Source organism: Gordonia sp. LMA167 (assembly GCF_058130025.1).
The window spans coordinates 1,231,015-1,246,573 of the sequence record NZ_CM176708.1 but is presented as its reverse complement, the minus strand read 5'-3'; the positions used below and the strand labels follow the sequence as shown (position 1 = coordinate 1,246,573).

The following is a 15,559-nucleotide window of genomic DNA, read 5'->3' as shown; positions in this document are numbered from 1 at the left end:
CACGCGTTCGGGTTACTTGGCAACCCGTCGCGAGCGCGTGGAACGTGGCGGCAAGCCTGCAACGTACGACTGGACCAGATGGTTCCAGCTGCACGTGCGGCACACCTCGACCACGTGAACCGAGAATTCTTCTGCGGAGGTGGCCAGCCGGGCGATCTCGTCGTTGGTTCGCGCGGATCCGGACACCTGCCCGAGTTTCTCGCCGAACACCCACGACACCAGCGTGACCTGCTCTTTCCGGCAGATCGGGCACAACGTCGCCGACGGCCGCCCGTGGAATTTGGCCGCACGCAGCAGATACGGACTCGCGTCGCAGACATCGGCCACGGCAGTCCGTCCGGAGTGGACGTCGGACAGCCGTGACCGCCGCTGCAGGGCGTAGTCGACGATCTGGCGTTGCACGTGTTCAAGGGTACGTGGTCACCCTCGCGGCTGTCGGTGTGACCGTCATCCCGATCGATGGCGTGTCGTGGCCTTGATCCTGTTCCTGCCGGTGGCGGCCCTTCGTGACGCATCGCTCGTTCCTCGCGAGGCTCCTCAGGGATCGGGTGGTGACGCATCCTCGCAGGCTCGGAGGGGAGCAGGTGGGTCCCGCTCAGGGATCAGACGTAGCCCGACCCGATCCCTGAGGAGGCCCGGAGCGCCAGCGGAGGGCCGTCACGAAGGGGCGGCCCCTTCGTGACGCATCGCTCGTTCCTCGCGAGGCTCCTCAGGGATCGGGTGGTGTCGCATCCTCGCGGGCTCGGAGGCCGCTCAGGGAGCGGGTGGTGACGCACCGCTCGGTCCTCGCGAGGCTCCTCAGGGAGCGGGGGGTGACGGATCGCTCGCAGGCCTGGAGGCTCCTCGGGGGCGGGGTGGTGACGCATCGCTCGTTCCTCGCGAGGCTCCTCAGGGAGCAGGTGGCGACGCGAAGGACACCCCGCTGTAGACGGAAGTTATATCGCTGCGATACATTGGGAATCACATCAGAGCGAGGTGTCGGCGCAACAGTGTCGCCGACGTATCGGAAACCTGCGGTCGGGGAAGGGTGAGCGCCAGTGCTGGAACTCGCAGTCCTCGGATTACTCCTCGAGTCGCCGATGCACGGCTACGAGCTGCGCAAACGTCTCACCGGCCTGCTCGGCGCGTTCCGCGCGTTCTCTTATGGCTCGCTCTATCCGACGCTGCGGCGGATGCAGGCCGACGGCCTGATCGACGAGGCCAGCACACCCGCCGGGATGAAGGTGCGCCGCGGCCGTCGCGTATATCAGCTCACCGACTCGGGTCGGGTGCGGTTCGCCGAACTGGTGGCCGACACCGGACCGCAGAACTACACCGACGACGGATTCGGTGTGCACCTCGCCTTCTTCAGCCGGACACCGGCAGTGGCGCGGATGCGCATCCTGGAAGGCCGTCGTCGCCAGGTGGAAGAGCGCCGTGAGGGCCTGCGGGAGATCGTCGGACGTTCCAATCGGGCGGTCGACCGCTATACCCGTCAGCTGCATCAGCTCAGCCTCGAGTCGAGCGAGCGTGAGGTGCGCTGGCTCAACGAGTTGATCGCCGCCGAGGCGTCGGGCGACCACGACGAGGACATGGCGGACCCGGGACGCGACCCGCTGACCGACACCGCCGATACAGACTTCCGTGTTGCGGGCTCAGAGCAGAGCCGTGACGGGGGACCAGAAGAAACCGAACAAGAGAAAACACCGGTGGCGCAGCGATCTGCGATGCCCCGAGTAGAAGGAGAACCCGACCATGGGTGAGCCCAATAAGGTGCGCGTGGCCATTGTGGGCGTAGGAAACTGCGCCTCATCCTTGGTCCAGGGCGTGCAGTACTACAAGGACGCCGACGAGAACTCGACGGTGCCCGGCCTGATGCACGTGAAGTTCGGGCCGTATCACGTCCGCGACGTCGAATTCGTCGCCGCGTTCGACGTCGACGCCAAGAAGGTCGGCTTCGACCTCTCCGACGCGATCTTCGCCAGCGAGAACAACACCATCAAGCTCGCCGACGTGCCGCCGACCGGTGTCACCGTGCAGCGTGGCCACACCCTCGACGGTCTCGGTAAGTACTACCGCGAGACCATCACCGAGGCCGACGGCGACGGTGCCGACATCGTGCAGGCGCTCACCGACGCCGAGGTCGACGTCCTCGTGTCCTACCTGCCGGTGGGCTCGGACCAGGCCGACAAGTTCTACGCCCAGTGCGCCATCGACGCCAACGTCGCGTTCGTCAACGCCCTGCCGGTGTTCATCGCCTCGGACCCCGAGTGGGCGCAGAAGTTCACCGACGCCGGTGTGCCGATCGTCGGCGACGACATCAAGAGCCAGGTCGGTGCCACCATCACCCACCGCGTGATGGCCAAGCTGTTCGAGGATCGCGGCGTCGCGCTGGACCGCACCTACCAGCTCAACGTCGGCGGCAACATGGACTTCAAGAACATGCTCGAGCGTGAGCGTCTGGAGTCCAAGAAGGTCTCCAAGACCCAGGCCGTCACCTCGAACCTCACCGGTTCGCTGGCCGGCAAGGTCGAGGACAAGAACGTCCACATCGGCCCGTCCGACCACGTCGAGTGGCTCGACGACCGCAAGTGGGCCTACGTCCGCCTCGAAGGTCGCGCCTTCGGCGACGCCCCGATCAACCTCGAGTACAAGCTCGAGGTCTGGGACTCGCCCAACTCGGCCGGCATCATCATCGACGCCGTGCGTGCGGCCAAGATCGCCAAGGACCGCGGCATCGGCGGCCCGATCCTGCCCGCGTCGTCCTACCTGATGAAGAGCCCGCCGCAGCAGCTCGCCGACGACGTCGCGCGCCAGCAGCTCGAGGCGTTCATCATCGGCGGCTGATCGGGCAACGCACCGAGTTCACTGACCGCAAACGTCCCCGTCAGCGTCGTCCAAGGGAATGCTCCCTCGGACCCAGCTGACGGGGACGTTTGTGGTCATGCGGGAGGGAAACCGGGTCGAGAACCCGCCCGCAGGTGCGACACTGATCGACATGCGTCGCGGATCGTTTCACCTTCGGGCGCTCGTGTCGCTCGGCGCCGCCAGCCTCGGTCTCGTCCTCGGAGCCGGCCCTGTTCACGCCGCTCCGACACCGGCGACCACTGTTGTCGCGGGCTGCGACGGATCGAAGCTGATCGCCCCGCAAACCCTCGCGTCCATCTTCTGCGGCGACGCCGGTGTGATCGTCACCGACATCACCTGGCTCGGCTGGACCGATGCGTGGGCCACGGGACTGGGCACCGAGCACCGCAAGGTCTGCGTCCCCGATTGCGCGAGCGGTGCTGTGGTCACCCAGCAGGTGGGTCTGTGGCTCGGCAAACCCCGCAACGGCACGTTCACCGAGGTGTCGCTGTATTCGTCACCGACCGACGCGCCCCACACCTACCAACTGACCGGCCACCTCAACTGAGCGGAAGGAACCCTTCCAGCCCGGCCGCGGTCAGTACCGCAGCTCCGCCAGCACATCCGAATGCCCGTGCCGTCGGCACCAGCTGATGATGTAGCGCGCGTGGACACCACACCAGCGATAGACGACCGCCTGGGTCATCGGCAGAAATTCGTCCTGCTCGCCGCGCTTGGTGATGATCGGCCCGAGGTAGTGGCTGGTGAGTTTGTTCGCGGTGTTCGGCGACACCTTGGCGGCGGCCGCGAGCGTCGCGGTATCGGATGCGTTGCCTGAGGCGATCGCACCCGCCAACCGGGCTGCCGTGTGACCGCGACGGCCGACGAACAGTTCGTAGAGAGGTGGCCGACGGGTCGCCGGCGGCGACGCGGTCAACCGCTGCCCCAGCGCAGCGGTCCGGATCGCGCTCATCAGCGGCATCAGTCCGTCGGACTTCGCGAACACCCCGGACACCTCGGGGCGCAGGCGCGCCTCTTCGAGGTGATCACGTTCCATGCTGTGCCCCTGCGTGGCCAGCAGCACCGGCGCCAGCCGGTCGGCGTTGCGCAGCGCGTCGATCGCGTCGAGGCCGTCGAACGCCCATTCGGTGTCGGGGCGGTTCCAGATGAGGTCGGCCACCACGACGTCGAAGCGCACCCGACCCGCGACGCTGCGGACGAACTCGTCCTGGTCGGCGGCCACGACGACGGTCACGTCACCGAAACCCGACTCCAACGGTGCCGCGACGACCCGCCCCAGCGGCGAGGCGACAAGAATCCGCAAACCATCACTCACATGCGTCATCTTGCCTCCTTTCCGGAAATCATGCGCAATGTGACATACCAACTGCTCATTTGGGTGCTCCCGCGCCACAAACTTCGACAGATTGGTCGCAAAAACAGCTGATCCTGTCGGTGCGAGGACCGAAGCTTGATTCACATCGTCCATCCAGAGCCGCAGGGGAGCTCATGACCAGTCAGATCGATCGGAACCTCCGGGTACCGCTTCATCCGTTGCCCACACCTCCGATGGTCGCGGTCATCGCCGAGCGTGACCTCACCGACGCGGCCCTGCTCACGCTGGTGGAGCGACTGGGGTTTCATGCAGTGATCCTCGATCTCGACACCACCCCGAATCCGCCGCCGGCGACCGTGGCCATCGTCCGGTCGGACGACAAGCTGGCCAAGCTACGCAGCCGACGCGGCATGCAGCGATGCGTCATCGCCGCGATCGGGATCGACATCCGTGATGCCCCGGGCGTCGCGATCGACAATTCGCCACTGGCCGCACGGCAGTTGCAGCAACTCCTCGAGGAGGCCGCCCGGCTCACCCCGGAGCTGCGCAGCCGCGTGAACGTGACCCGGCGGGAACTCGAGATCCTCAGCACCTATGCGCTCGGCGCCACCCTGCGGCAGACGTCGGAATTGCACTACGTTGCCGAGAGCACGGTGCGCGCACATTACCGACGCGTGTCACATCGCTACTGCGAGGCCGGACGCCCGGTCGGCAACAAGGCCCAACTGCTCCTGCAGTTCATGGCCGACGGCTGGCTGCGGCCGGAGCAGCTGGCCATGTGACGGGCGATGCCGAGTCCGTAACGTGGGCGGCATGCGCACACAGCGGTGGGTGGCCACGGGTTTCGGCGGACTCGATGACTTTGCCCTGATCGACGACGAACTCACCCCGCCCGGACCCGGCGAGGTGACCATCGCGGTCCGAGCGGCCGGGGTGAACCCCGCCGACCTCAAACACGCCCTGCGGGCCGACGACCCGTCCGTGCTGCCACTGCCCATCGGCTACGAGGTCGCCGGCGAAATCGTCGAGATCGGCGCGGGCACCGAGATCGCTTCGGGCGCAGGAGCTGTCGGCGACAAGGTGCTGGCGTTCCGGATTCGCGGCGGCTACGCGGGGGCGGTCACGGTGCCGGCCGAGAAGGTCTTCGCCAAACCGGCCGGCCTCGACTTCCCGGAAGCCGCCAATCTGCTGCTGGCCGGCTGCACGGCCGCCGACATGCTCCGCGCGGCGCGGGCGGAACGCGGTGAGACACTTCTGCTGCACGCCGCATCGGGGGCGGTCGGTGTCGCGGTGTTGCAGCTGGCTCGTCTGCGTGGGATCACGGCGATCGGTACCGCGGGCGCCCACAGCCTCGATCGGGTCCGCGAATTCGGTGGCATCCCAGTCGAATACGGACCCGGACTGGCCGATCGCGTCCGCGCCGCGGCGCCCGACTGCGTGGCTGCCGCGCTCGACGCCGCGGGCACCGACGAGGCGATCGACACGTCGCTGGAGCTGGTCGGCGACAGCACCCGGATCGTCACCATCGTGGCGGCGGGGCGTGCGGCTGCCGAGGGTTTCGTCGCGCTCGGCGGGGCGCAGCCGGAGAGTCTGGCGTTCCGTGATGCCGTGCGGGGTGACCTGGTGCAGCTCGCCGGGGAGGGCCGGCTCGTGGTCCCGATGGCCCGGACCTATCCACTGGTCGACGCGCGGGCGGCGCTGGAGTTCGTCAGCGCCGGCCATCCTGGTGGGAAGGTGGCGCTCACCTGCTGAGACGCCGGTTCGCACATGGTGCTCGCGAACGCCCCTCACTTCGTCGCGTCGCCGAGCCTGTGGTCTGCGACCGCGATCGACGACTCCCAGCTCTCCTTCGTACCGGTCCATTGATCGGTCCGGCACAGGTAATCAAGGAACAGTCGGACACCGAAGATCGCGTCGGCCTCCGACAGGAACTCGTCGTCGTGCTACGCATGCGCTCCATCAGAGCGATCGCCGCGCGGACATCGTCAGGTGTGCACATCGTGAAGAAAAATCCGGCCAGGTGCGCGGACGCCTCACGGGGTGAGTCGTTGCAGCACACGGTCGGCCGCCACCGGGTCGAAGAACGTCGGGTCGAAGGACTCCGTCGGCGACAGCCCGCCCCACTCGCGGCGGTCCTGGTGATCCGGGTGGGCCGGGTTGGTGACCGCCTCGATGAAGTACGCCCAGCCGCCCGGCCCGCCGACGTCGTCCAGCGGTGCCATGCCGCCACCGTCGGTGACGCGGACCAGCATGTCGTCGGCAGGACTCACCGCCTCGAGAACGAGCCGCACCTGCCAGCCGTCGCCGAAATCGTATTCGTAGAGCAGCTCGTCCCCTGGTCGGGTGAGCAGCGTGCCGACGGAGACGCCGTCCTCGGCGATGACGTCGGCAGACAGTCCAGCCCCCATCTCGAAGGCCTGCCCCGGCCCGAAACGCACGATGCCGCGCTTGTCTCGATAAGTGAACTGGTGCAGGTGGCCTTCATTCCACGACATGAGTGACTGGATGACGATGTGCATGTCGATGAGCCTGAGTTGGCTGGACACCTCGATTCGTCGCCAGACAGGCGGATCGATGTACGGCATCTCCATACGGACGGTCATCGTGCCCGGTGGTACAGGATCGCCCAGTGGCGCGGGATCGTCCTCCCCGGTAAGCAGCTCGGCGACGACGGGGCGCAACGCCATCGGCACCTCGTAGTAGCCCTCACCGTTCTCGCGCAGCCAACCCTCGTCGATCAGCTCGTCGAGTCGCCTCCGGATGACCGAGGTGAGCTGAGGGTCCAACACCTCAAGTTGCTGGCCGATCTCTTCGAAGGCGTTGGGCGCCAACGGCGTACCGGTGATGCCGTGATACAGATACGACCGGATCATCTCCGCGGCCTCGACGGGCATGTATCGCGTCCGACCCGTCAGCGTCGCGTCGAGATCCAGCGTCGCGGCCTCGCGCAGCAACTCGAGTCGCGGCCCCGACCGCCACTGGTGCATCTTCGGGCCGGGCCTGGCCTGTGTGCTGGTGACCTCGATGAGTTCGAGTTGCCGTGCCTGCATCCACAGCTCGGCCAAACCATTATGGTCGCTCATCCTCGACGGTTCGGCCGACATGTCGAAGTCCAGTACCCGGGCCAGCTCCGGCACCAACGCGGGCTTGAGCCATCCCGCCCCGGTGACCGGCCGTTGCCTGCCGATCCAATCCAGCAGCGAACGGAGACGTCCGGCCACCCCCAGACCGTCCAGCACCGCCTCCTCGATGGCCGGATCGACGTCCTCGATCTGGACCTGCAACTCCGGTACGTCGTCGACGAGCCTGGTCTCGGCCACCGACAGCACCCGTTCCCAGGCCTCGCTCGTGCCGGTCCACCTGCCGGTGTCCTCGAGAAAGTCGAGGAACATACGCAGACTCAGGGCCATGAGTACCGTCGCGGCCTGCTTGACCGCGTCGTCCTCGTCGACCTCCCTGGCATAGCTGAGTGCGGCCTCGATATCCGCTTCGGTCCACGCGGTTTCGGAGAACGTGCCGCGATGCAGTTCGGACAGCTCGGCCATCGCCCCCGCCGCGACGTCGACCACCATGTTGCACTGCTCGGGGTCGTGTTCGACATTGGTTTCGACGAGCCAAACACCGAACGCCTGCAGCAGGCGGTCACGCTCGGCCGTCGAGTGAAGGAACCGTACCGAATCGTGCTGGGCACCCGATCGCTGTTTGCGTGACTTCTGCGCCCGCTTCGCGCGCCTGGCCCGCTTGTCCGAGGAACTCATCGCGACCAAGTCTAGTGAAGTCAGGACGCCGAGTGGCGCAGCACCAGGCTGCTCAGCAGCACGAGATGTCGAGGACCTGCCGCAATGCTTCGAGCGAGTCGGTGCGCGCCCGGTGGTAGACGTTCATTCCCTGACGACGCGACTCCACCATGCCGGCCTTACGCAATTGGGTCAGATGGTGGCTGACCGTCGCCTCGGACAGGCCCAGTGCCGGGGCGAGCTCACACGTGCACACCTCGCCGGCCTCGTCGCTCAGCAGGATCGACATCAGCCGGATGCGCGCCGGATCGGCCAGCGCCTTGAGCCGCAACGCCACCTCGAGCGCGGCATCGTCGTCCATCGGCGCCGCCGACACCGGGGCACAGCAGATCGGCGCGCTGATATCGATCACCGGCAATGTCTTCGGCATGCGACCAGAGTACTCCAGGATCTTGACATATGTCGAAAAGGTGGGAGTCTGGTGAGGTCCCAATAAATTCGACATATGTCTCACAGGTGGAGGTGCCTGACATGTCACGCATACAACTCGCGCTCAACGTCGACGACCTGGAAACCGCGATCACGTTCTACGGCAAGCTCTTCAACACCGAACCGGCCAAACGCAAGCCGGGCTACGCGAACTTCGCGGTCGCCGAACCCCCGCTGAAGCTGGTGCTGATCGAGAATCCCGGACAGGGCGGGACGATCAATCATCTCGGCGTCGAGGTCGAATCCAGTCAGCAGGTGCACGGTGAGATCGCCCGACTGTCCGATGCCGGATTGTTCACGCAGGAGGAGATGAACACGACCTGTTGTTTCGCCACGCAAGACAAGGTGTGGGTGACCGGGCCTGCCGGGGAGAAGTGGGAGGTCTACACCAAGCTCGCCGACACCGACGAGTTCGGAACCAGCCCCAACCTTCTCGCCGACGGTGCCGCAGCCACCACCGCCTCGACCTGCTGCGGGGGCAGTGCCCAGAGTGAGCCCGGAACCACCGGGCGGGCCGCTGCCTGCTGCTGAGTCAGTCCGCGGTGAGCCGGCCGGCGAGGTCGTCGACGCGGGCGGCGATGTCGTCACGGATCAGCCGCATCCGTTCGATGCCGTCGATCCCGCGCAGCGACGGTTCGTCGGTGTCCCAGGTCTCCAGCGCCACGCCGGCGGGCGGGTGGACCTCGGCCGTGCCGACGACCACCACGAGGTCGGCGGCTTGCATGATGTCGTCGGTGAGTTGACGGGGCTGGTGGCCGGTGACGTCGGCGCCCACCTCGTCGAGCACCTGGCGGGACAGTTCGTTGACCGTGCCACCGATCTTCGCCTCGGTCCCGGCCGACGATGCCGCCACCGCGTCTCCGGCGCGGTGGCGCATCAGCGCCTCGGCCATCACCGACTTGCCCCGGTTGGACACACAGACGAACACCACCGACGGCCGCTCAGTCATGCTGCGCCACCGCATCTTCCGTGCGGTCCGCCTCGTATGGCGGTTGATGCTGATCGGCATGCCAGCGGCGTCGCAGTGCCAACGACACGTAGACGAGCGCGACCAGGACGGGCACCTCGATGAGTGGTCCGACGACCCCGGCCAACGCCTGTCCGGACGCCGCACCCCAGGTGCCGATCGCGACGGCGATGGCCAGTTCGAAGTTGTTGCCTGCGGCGGTGAACGCCATGGTCGTGGTCCGGGCGTAGCCGAGGCGCGCCACGAGGCCGTACAGGTAGCCGCCACCCCACATGATCGCGAAGTACGCGAGCAACGGCAGCGCGATGCGCACCACGTCCCACGGGTGGGAGGTGATCTGATCACCCTGCAATGCGAACAGCACGACGATGGTGAACAGCAGGCCGTACAGCGCCCACGGGCCCAGGCGCGGCAGCAGGCGTTCCTCGTACCACTCACGGCCCTTGGCCTTCTCGCCGAACCATCGGGTGGCGAAGCCGGCCACCAGCGGGATACCGAGGAAGATCAGCACCGACTTGGCGATCTCCCACGGCGAGGTGTCGATCCCGGTGGTCTCCAGACCCAGCCAACCGGGCAGGACCGAGAGGTAGAACCAGCCCAGAACCGCGAACATGGCCACCTGGAAGACCGAGTTGATCGCGACCAGCACCGCCGCGGCCTCGCGGTCACCGCAGGCGAGGTCATTCCAGATGATCACCATGGCGATACAGCGGGCGAGGCCCACCACGATCAGTCCGGTGCGGTATTCGGGCAGGTCGGGCAGCAGGAGCCAGGCGAGGGCGAACATCAGTGCCGGCCCGATCACCCAGTTGAGCACCAGCGAACCGATCAGGAGGCGACGATCGCCGGTGACCGAATCGAGCCGGTCGTAGCGCACCTTGGCCAGCACCGGATACATCATCACCAGCAGCCCGAGCGCGATCGGCAGCGAAATGCCGTCCACCTCGACCGCGCTCAACGCGTCCCCGATCCCGGGGATCAGCCGTCCCAGCAGCAGACCGGCAACCATCGCCACGCCGATCCACACGGGCAGGAACCGGTCCAGCACCGATAGTTTGCCCACCACGGCCGTCGACGCCCCCTGATTCATCGACATTCCTTCGGTTCGCCGGCCACCTCGGACATCGACGTAAGGACGTCGCCGAGGGTGCGCACCGCGTTCGGCACCACGCGGTAGTACACCCACGTGCCCCGCCGCTCGCTGGTCAGCAACCCGGCTTCACGGAGCACCTTCAGGTGGTGCGAGATGGTCGGTTGCGACAGCTCGAACAGGCAGAGCAGATCGCAGACGCACGACTCTCCGCCGGGCCGCGCCGCGACCTCCCGCAGCAACCGCAACCGCACCGGGTCACCCAGTGCCTTCAATCCCGCCGCGGCCGCCACCAGGTCGGGTTCGGTCTGAATCGACATGCGTCGATATTGACATAGTTCGATACAGCGCGTCGAGGTGGGTGCGGGGCGCACTGTCCCCACCCGCTCCCTGAGGATCAGCCTGCGAGCGTCCTACCCGGTCCCTGAGGAGCGAGCCTGCGAGCGTCCTACCCGGTCCCTGAGGAGCGAGCCTGCGAGCGTCCTACCCGGTCCCTGAGGAGCGAGCCTGCGAACGCCCCACCCGGTCCCTGAGGAGCGAGCCTGCGAGCGTCACGAAGGGCCCTTCGTGGCACCCCTCCGCTGGCGCACCGGGGTTCCTCAGGGACCGGGGGCAGTAATGCTCCGGGGTCCTCAGCTCCAGGGACCGGGTGGCAGGCTCCCACAGCCAGCGGGCTAACTGATCTCCCCACTGTCCTGCAGCACCGTCTCCTCCTCCGAGTGCTCGTCGGAGTGCTCCTCGGCCGCCAGCCGCGGGATCAGCCCACCGGCCAGGACGTCGGCTACCTGTCGCGGGGACAGCCGATGCTGCACGGTGAAGCTGCGGTCCTTGGTCACATTGTGGACCGTGAGCGCATCCTTGGACCCCAGGGTGTCGCGCAGGTTCTCCAGGTGCAGCACGTCGTCCTGGTCGATGGCGTCGTAATCGGCCGGGTCGTCGAACTCGACGGCCAGCACCCCGAAGTTCGCCAGGTTCTGCCAGTGGATGCGGGCGAAGGACTTGGCGAGCACCACACGCAGGCCCAGGTGCCGGGGTGCGATCGCGGCGTGCTCGCGCGACGATCCCTGCCCATAGTTCTCACCACCGACGATGATGTGGCCGGACTCGGCGGCTCGGGCCCGTTCCGGGTAGCTCTCGTCGATCTGGGTGAAACTGAACTCGGCGAGCTTGGGGATGTTGGAACGGAACGGCAGCGCCCGCGCCCCGGCCGGGGAGATCTCGTCGGTGGAGATGTTGTCGCCGACCTTGAGCAGCACCGGGACCTCGATCTCGTCGGGCAGGTCGTCGAGCTCGGGCAGGCTGGAGATGTTGGGTCCCTTCACCGGCTGCACCTTCGCCGCCTCGTCGGCCGGCAACGGTTCCACGAGCATCGCCGTGTTGATCGAATGTTGTTGCGGATATTCGATGTTCGGGTAGGCCATGCCGACGTCGGCGGCCCAATCGCGTGGGTCGGTGATCACGCCGGTGAGCGCGGATGCGGCGGCCGTCTCGGGCGAGCACAACCAGACCGAATCCTCCTTGGTACCCGAACGTCCCGGAAAGTTACGCGGCATGGTGCGCAACGAGTTACGGCCGGTCGCCGGGGCCTGGCCCATACCGATGCAGCCCATGCACCCGGCCTGATGGATGCGGGCACCGCCGATCACCAGATTGGCGGTCGCACCCATCTTGGTGAGGTCGGTGAGGATCTCCCGCGAGGTCGGGTTCACGTCGAAGCTCACCTGCGGCGCGGTCTGCCGACCCTCGACCATCGCGGCGGCGATCGCGAAGTCCCGCAGGCCGGGGTTGGCACTCGACCCGATGACCACCTGGGAGATGTCCTCACCGGCGACCTCACGGACCGTGACGACATTGCCCGGCGACGACGGCTTCGCGATGAGCGGTTCTATCTCACTCAGGTCGATGGTGTCGGAGATGTCGTACGTGGCGGCGTCGTCGGCGACGAGTTCGGACCAGTCGTCCTCGCGGCCTTCAGCGGCGAGGAACTCGCGGACCGCGTCGTCGCTGGGGAACACCGATGTGGTGGCACCCAATTCGGCGCCCATGTTGGCGATGACATGCCGGTCCATCGCCGTCAGACCCGCCAGCCCCGGGCCGTGATATTCGATGATCCGGTTCACGCCGCCCTTCACATCGTGGCGTCGCAGCATCTCCAGGATCACGTCCTTGGCCGAACACCATTCCGGCAGTTCACCCTCCAGCCGAATCCCCCAGATCTCGGGCATCCGGATGTTGAGCGGACGGCCGGTGATCGCCAGCGCGACCTCCAGGCCGCCGACACCGATCGCCAGCATCCCCAGCGAGCCCGCCGCCGGGGTGTGTGAATCCGAACCGACCATCGTCTTGCCGGGTATACCGAATCGCTGCATGTGAGTGGGATGGGAGACCCCGTTGCCCGGTTTGGAGAACCACAGCCCGAATCGTTGGCACGCGGTCCGCAGGTACTCGTGATCCTCCGCATTCTTCTCGTCGGTCTGCAACAGGTTGTGATCGACGTATTGGACGCTGACCTCGGTGCGGGCACGGTCGAGCTCGAGCGCTTCGAGTTCCTGCATCACCAGGGTGCCGGTGGCGTCCTGGGTGAGGGTCTGATCGATGCGGATCGCGATCTCCTCGCCGGGGGTCATCTCCCCGGACTCCAGGTGCGATCCGATGAGCTTGCGGGCGACGTTCTCAGGCATGACGCAACTCCTCCGCCACATCGGTTCGCAGCGACGAGTCTCCCGACAGCTCGGGTCCGAGCAAGGGCTGTCGTCGAACCGTCGGTGGGGCCCGGACCGCGGGCCCGAACACTGCGACGCGACCTGGCGTTGCGCTCGGACTGTCCTCCATGGTTCCAGCTCGGCCGCAGTCGCGCCATGACTGGTGTCCAAAGACCCACGACACGTTCGGATCGTCGGCGCATGCTGAAGGTATGAACACCGGATTGGTCCTCGCCACCGGAGCACTGGCTGCCGGCGCGGCGGCGGTGGGCTATCAACGATTTCTGCGACAGCCGATCCTCAACTGGGGCGCCACGCCGGAGGAGGTCGTCGCGGACCTGCCGGGCGACGACCTGCTACCCGACCCCGACGGGGTGTCGACGCGGGCCATCACGGTCCTGGCGCCACCCGACTGCGTCTACCCGTGGCTGGCCCAGATGGGTCCAGATCCCCGCGGTGGCGCGTACACCTATGACTGGATCGAGAACCTGCTGGGCCTGCACATGCACAGCGCCGATCATGTGCTCGACGAGTTCCAGCATCCGAAGCTGGGCGATGTGATCGGGCTGGGAGCCAATCGGATGCTCGTGCAGGTCGCCGATCCGGGACGGGCGTTCGCGACCCGGTCGAGCGACGGAAACTGGGTGTGGGCGTTCACCCTCGTCGACCGCGGTGACGGCACCACCCGACTGATCAGCCGTAACCGGTTTCGGCTGCCGCGGTGGCGCGACAAGATCGGGATGCTCCCGATGGAACCGGGTTCGCTGGTCATGGAGCGGAAGATGTTGTACGGGATCAGGGATCGGGCGGAGATGTTGGCGAGTCGGGACCCCCACTCGCTGGTCGAGTAACAGCGAACGAAGTGAGTCGCGTATCGAGACCCCACATGCCACAAGAGGTCTCGATACGGTCCCTCGCCTAGCCGCTCGGCACCCACTCGACCAGCGGAACGGACGGGCACCACAACCGATCGTCGAGTAGCAGCGAACGAAGTGAGTCGCATATCGAGACCCCGCACATGCCACAAGAGGTCTCGATACGGTACCTCGCCTAACGGCTCGGCACCTACTCGACCAGCGGAACGGACGGGCACCACAACGCTGGTCGAGTTGCAGCGAACGAAGTGAGTCGCACATCGAGACCCCGCATGCCGCAGGAGGTCTCGATACGGTACCTCGCCTAGCGGCTCGCACCTACTCGACCAGCGGATGGGTACGGCTCGGCACCTACTCGACCAGCGGATGGGTGCGGCTCGGCACCTACTCGACCAGCGGATGGGTGCGGCTCGAGCACCCACTCGACCAGCGGACGGGTGCGAGTCGGCACCTACTCGACCAGCGGAAAAATCAGTCTTCCACGCGATTCCCCTTCTCGTCCCAGTGCGCGGCCACCTTCTTGCTCGGCTGCACCCGCGGCGGCTCGCCGGGCATCTTCGGATAGCTGGGCGGGTAGGGCATGTCACCCAGACCGTTGGCGTCGTCGCGTTGCACCATCTCCAGCAGGGTCTCGAGACCGCGGCGGTGCTCGGCGATGTCAGCCATCGGATCGCCGCGTTTCGCAACGAGATCCGGGACGGTGGCGATGGTGCAGTCGTCGGGATCGACGTCGGCGAGTTCGGCCCAGGTGACCGGAGTGGACACCCGCGCATTGGGGCTGCGGCGTGCCGAGTATGGGGATGCCATCGTACGGTCGCGGGCATTCTGGTTGAAATCGATGAAGATCCGTTCTCCGCGTTCCTCTTTCCACCATGACGTGGTCACCGAGTCCGGGTCGCGGCGTTCGAGTTCGCGCGCGACGGCGATCACCGCACGACGGGTCGCGATGAAGTCCCACTTGGGTTCGATCGGCACGAAGACGTGGATGCCGCGGCCGCCGGAGGTTTTCGGGTAGCCCCGGTAGCCCAGCTCCTCGAGCAGTGGCGCGAGACCTTCGATCGCCACCCGACGGACATCGTCGAAGCTGGTGCCGGGCTGTGGGTCCAGGTCGATACGCAGCTGATCCGGATGATCGTTGTCCGGGTCGAGCGTCGGCCAGGAGTGAAACGTGAAGGTGCCCAGGTTCGCACCCCACACGATGTCGGCGGGCACCGTGGGTTTGATGGCGTCGCCGGTTCTGCCGGAGGGAAAGACGATGCGCGTCGATTGGACGTGGTCGGGCCGTTTCTTGGCGATGTGCTTCTGGTAGATCTCCTCGCCCTCGACGCCGTCGGGGAAACGTTGCAGGAAGGTCGGCCGATCCCGCAACGCGGTCATGATGGCGCCCTGCAGCGCCATCGTCCGGTAGTAGCCGACCAGATCCCTTTTGCGACCGCCACTCTCGCCGAGTTGCGGGAAATAGATCTTGTCCGGGTTGCTCAGCCGGACGGCGATCCCGTCGACGTCGAGTTCCTCGGCCGGGGAACGAGAAGCCATG

Annotated in this window: 16 protein-coding genes; 7 read left to right on the top strand and 9 right to left on the bottom strand. The window is 66.7% G+C overall.

Annotated elements, in window-relative coordinates:
• Nucleotides 1-12: 12 nt before the first annotated feature.
• Nucleotides 13-402: a DUF5318 family protein gene (locus ACVT6V_RS05565; RefSeq protein WP_286322152.1), complete on the bottom strand. Its 390-nt coding sequence runs from the start codon at nt 400-402 to the stop codon at nt 13-15.
• 635 nt (nt 403-1,037) lie between these two features.
• Between ACVT6V_RS05565 and ACVT6V_RS05560 the strand changes: the two genes are divergently transcribed.
• The 3 genes from ACVT6V_RS05560 to ACVT6V_RS05550 all read left to right on the top strand — a co-directional run bounded on the left by ACVT6V_RS05560 (nt 1,038) and on the right by ACVT6V_RS05550 (nt 3,394).
• On the top strand, nt 1,038-1,742 hold the full coding sequence (locus tag ACVT6V_RS05560) for a PadR family transcriptional regulator (RefSeq protein ID WP_489898814.1): 705 nt from the start codon (nt 1,038-1,040) through the stop codon (nt 1,740-1,742).
• Entirely contained in the window at nt 1,735-2,826 is a 1,092-nt protein-coding gene (locus ACVT6V_RS05555) for an inositol-3-phosphate synthase (protein ID WP_489898813.1), read from the top strand. The genes ACVT6V_RS05560 and ACVT6V_RS05555 overlap by 8 nt, the downstream gene beginning before the upstream one ends.
• Nucleotides 2,827-2,923: 97 nt before the next feature.
• On the top strand, nt 2,924-3,394 hold the full coding sequence (locus ACVT6V_RS05550) for a hypothetical protein (RefSeq protein ID WP_489898812.1): 471 nt from the start codon (nt 2,924-2,926) through the stop codon (nt 3,392-3,394).
• 30 nt (nt 3,395-3,424) lie between these two features.
• On the opposite strand, the gene ACVT6V_RS05545 is transcribed toward ACVT6V_RS05550, so the two are convergent.
• A complete protein-coding gene (locus ACVT6V_RS05545; protein ID WP_489898811.1) occupies nt 3,425-4,171 on the bottom strand; it encodes an MSMEG_1198 family transcriptional regulator in 747 nt (248 codons plus the stop codon).
• A gap of 164 nt (nt 4,172-4,335) precedes the next feature.
• On the opposite strand from ACVT6V_RS05545, the gene ACVT6V_RS05540 reads away from it, so the two are divergent.
• Both ACVT6V_RS05540 and ACVT6V_RS05535 read left to right on the top strand, forming a co-directional pair.
• The gene (locus ACVT6V_RS05540; RefSeq protein WP_489898810.1) at nt 4,336-4,944 is read left to right on the top strand and encodes a helix-turn-helix transcriptional regulator; all 609 of its coding nucleotides are present in this window, start codon (nt 4,336-4,338) and stop codon (nt 4,942-4,944) included.
• A gap of 31 nt (nt 4,945-4,975) precedes the next feature.
• Nucleotides 4,976-5,914, top strand: coding sequence for an NADP-dependent oxidoreductase (locus ACVT6V_RS05535; protein ID WP_489898809.1), 939 nt, complete (start codon nt 4,976-4,978; stop codon nt 5,912-5,914).
• A 281-nt stretch (nt 5,915-6,195) separates the two neighbouring features.
• Here the strand turns inward: ACVT6V_RS05535 and ACVT6V_RS05530 are convergent, their stop codons facing one another.
• Both ACVT6V_RS05530 and ACVT6V_RS05525 read right to left on the bottom strand, forming a co-directional pair.
• On the bottom strand, nt 6,196-7,920 hold the full coding sequence (locus tag ACVT6V_RS05530) for a plasmid pRiA4b ORF-3 family protein (protein ID WP_489898808.1): 1,725 nt from the start codon (nt 7,918-7,920) through the stop codon (nt 6,196-6,198).
• 52 nt (nt 7,921-7,972) lie between these two features.
• Nucleotides 7,973-8,329, bottom strand: a complete 357-nt coding sequence (locus ACVT6V_RS05525; protein WP_489898807.1) for an Rv2640c family ArsR-like transcriptional regulator — start codon at nt 8,327-8,329, stop codon at nt 7,973-7,975.
• A gap of 101 nt (nt 8,330-8,430) precedes the next feature.
• Here ACVT6V_RS05525 and ACVT6V_RS05520 point away from each other — a divergent pair, with 101 nt between their 5' ends.
• Nucleotides 8,431-8,919 (top strand): ArsI/CadI family heavy metal resistance metalloenzyme, encoded by a 489-nt coding sequence (locus tag ACVT6V_RS05520; RefSeq protein WP_489898806.1) that lies wholly within the window; start codon nt 8,431-8,433, stop codon nt 8,917-8,919.
• Between the two features lies 1 nt (nt 8,920).
• On the opposite strand, the gene ACVT6V_RS05515 is transcribed toward ACVT6V_RS05520, so the two are convergent.
• The 4 genes from ACVT6V_RS05515 to ACVT6V_RS05500 form a co-directional block, all read right to left on the bottom strand.
• A complete protein-coding gene (locus tag ACVT6V_RS05515; protein ID WP_489898805.1) occupies nt 8,921-9,337 on the bottom strand; it encodes an arsenate-mycothiol transferase ArsC in 417 nt (138 codons plus the stop codon).
• Nucleotides 9,330-10,445 (bottom strand): ACR3 family arsenite efflux transporter, encoded by a 1,116-nt coding sequence (gene arsB / locus ACVT6V_RS05510; protein WP_489898804.1) that lies wholly within the window; start codon nt 10,443-10,445, stop codon nt 9,330-9,332. Before arsB ends, ACVT6V_RS05515 begins: the two co-directional genes overlap by 8 nt.
• Nucleotides 10,442-10,765: an ArsR/SmtB family transcription factor gene (locus ACVT6V_RS05505; protein ID WP_489898803.1), complete on the bottom strand. Its 324-nt coding sequence runs from the start codon at nt 10,763-10,765 to the stop codon at nt 10,442-10,444. Before ACVT6V_RS05505 ends, arsB begins: the two co-directional genes overlap by 4 nt.
• Nucleotides 10,766-11,119: 354 nt before the next feature.
• A complete protein-coding gene (locus ACVT6V_RS05500; protein WP_489898802.1) occupies nt 11,120-13,126 on the bottom strand; it encodes an aconitate hydratase in 2,007 nt (668 codons plus the stop codon).
• 233 nt (nt 13,127-13,359) lie between these two features.
• On the opposite strand from ACVT6V_RS05500, the gene ACVT6V_RS05495 reads away from it, so the two are divergent.
• Nucleotides 13,360-13,998, top strand: a complete 639-nt coding sequence (locus ACVT6V_RS05495; RefSeq protein WP_489898801.1) for an SRPBCC family protein — start codon at nt 13,360-13,362, stop codon at nt 13,996-13,998.
• A gap of 495 nt (nt 13,999-14,493) precedes the next feature.
• On the opposite strand, the gene ACVT6V_RS05490 is transcribed toward ACVT6V_RS05495, so the two are convergent.
• Complete coding sequence (locus tag ACVT6V_RS05490; RefSeq protein ID WP_489898800.1) at nt 14,494-15,558, bottom strand: DNA polymerase domain-containing protein; 1,065 nt, start codon at nt 15,556-15,558, stop codon at nt 14,494-14,496.
• Between the last annotated feature and the right edge of the window lies 1 nt (nt 15,559).

Bases quoted from the DNA above. Each gene is read 5' to 3' on its own strand.
- ACVT6V_RS05550 (WP_489898812.1), top strand. From the start codon at position 2,924: ATGCGGGAGGGAAACCGGGTCGAGAACCCGCCCGCAGGTGCGACACTG.
- ACVT6V_RS05495 (WP_489898801.1), top strand. From the start codon at position 13,360: ATGAACACCGGATTGGTCCTCGCCACCGGAGCACTGGCTGCCGGCGCG.
- ACVT6V_RS05500 (WP_489898802.1), bottom strand. From the start codon at position 13,126: ATGCCTGAGAACGTCGCCCGCAAGCTCATCGGATCGCACCTGGAGTCC.
- ACVT6V_RS05535 (WP_489898809.1), top strand. From the start codon at position 4,976: ATGCGCACACAGCGGTGGGTGGCCACGGGTTTCGGCGGACTCGATGAC.
- ACVT6V_RS05540 (WP_489898810.1), top strand. From the start codon at position 4,336: ATGACCAGTCAGATCGATCGGAACCTCCGGGTACCGCTTCATCCGTTG.
- ACVT6V_RS05505 (WP_489898803.1), bottom strand. From the start codon at position 10,765: ATGTCGATTCAGACCGAACCCGACCTGGTGGCGGCCGCGGCGGGATTG.
- ACVT6V_RS05520 (WP_489898806.1), top strand. From the start codon at position 8,431: ATGTCACGCATACAACTCGCGCTCAACGTCGACGACCTGGAAACCGCG.
- ACVT6V_RS05525 (WP_489898807.1), bottom strand. From the start codon at position 8,329: ATGCCGAAGACATTGCCGGTGATCGATATCAGCGCGCCGATCTGCTGT.
- ACVT6V_RS05545 (WP_489898811.1), bottom strand. From the start codon at position 4,171: ATGACGCATGTGAGTGATGGTTTGCGGATTCTTGTCGCCTCGCCGCTG.
- arsB (WP_489898804.1), bottom strand. From the start codon at position 10,445: ATGAATCAGGGGGCGTCGACGGCCGTGGTGGGCAAACTATCGGTGCTG.
- ACVT6V_RS05490 (WP_489898800.1), bottom strand. From the start codon at position 15,558: ATGGCTTCTCGTTCCCCGGCCGAGGAACTCGACGTCGACGGGATCGCC.
- ACVT6V_RS05530 (WP_489898808.1), bottom strand. From the start codon at position 7,920: ATGAGTTCCTCGGACAAGCGGGCCAGGCGCGCGAAGCGGGCGCAGAAG.
- ACVT6V_RS05555 (WP_489898813.1), top strand. From the start codon at position 1,735: ATGGGTGAGCCCAATAAGGTGCGCGTGGCCATTGTGGGCGTAGGAAAC.
- ACVT6V_RS05515 (WP_489898805.1), bottom strand. From the start codon at position 9,337: ATGACTGAGCGGCCGTCGGTGGTGTTCGTCTGTGTGTCCAACCGGGGC.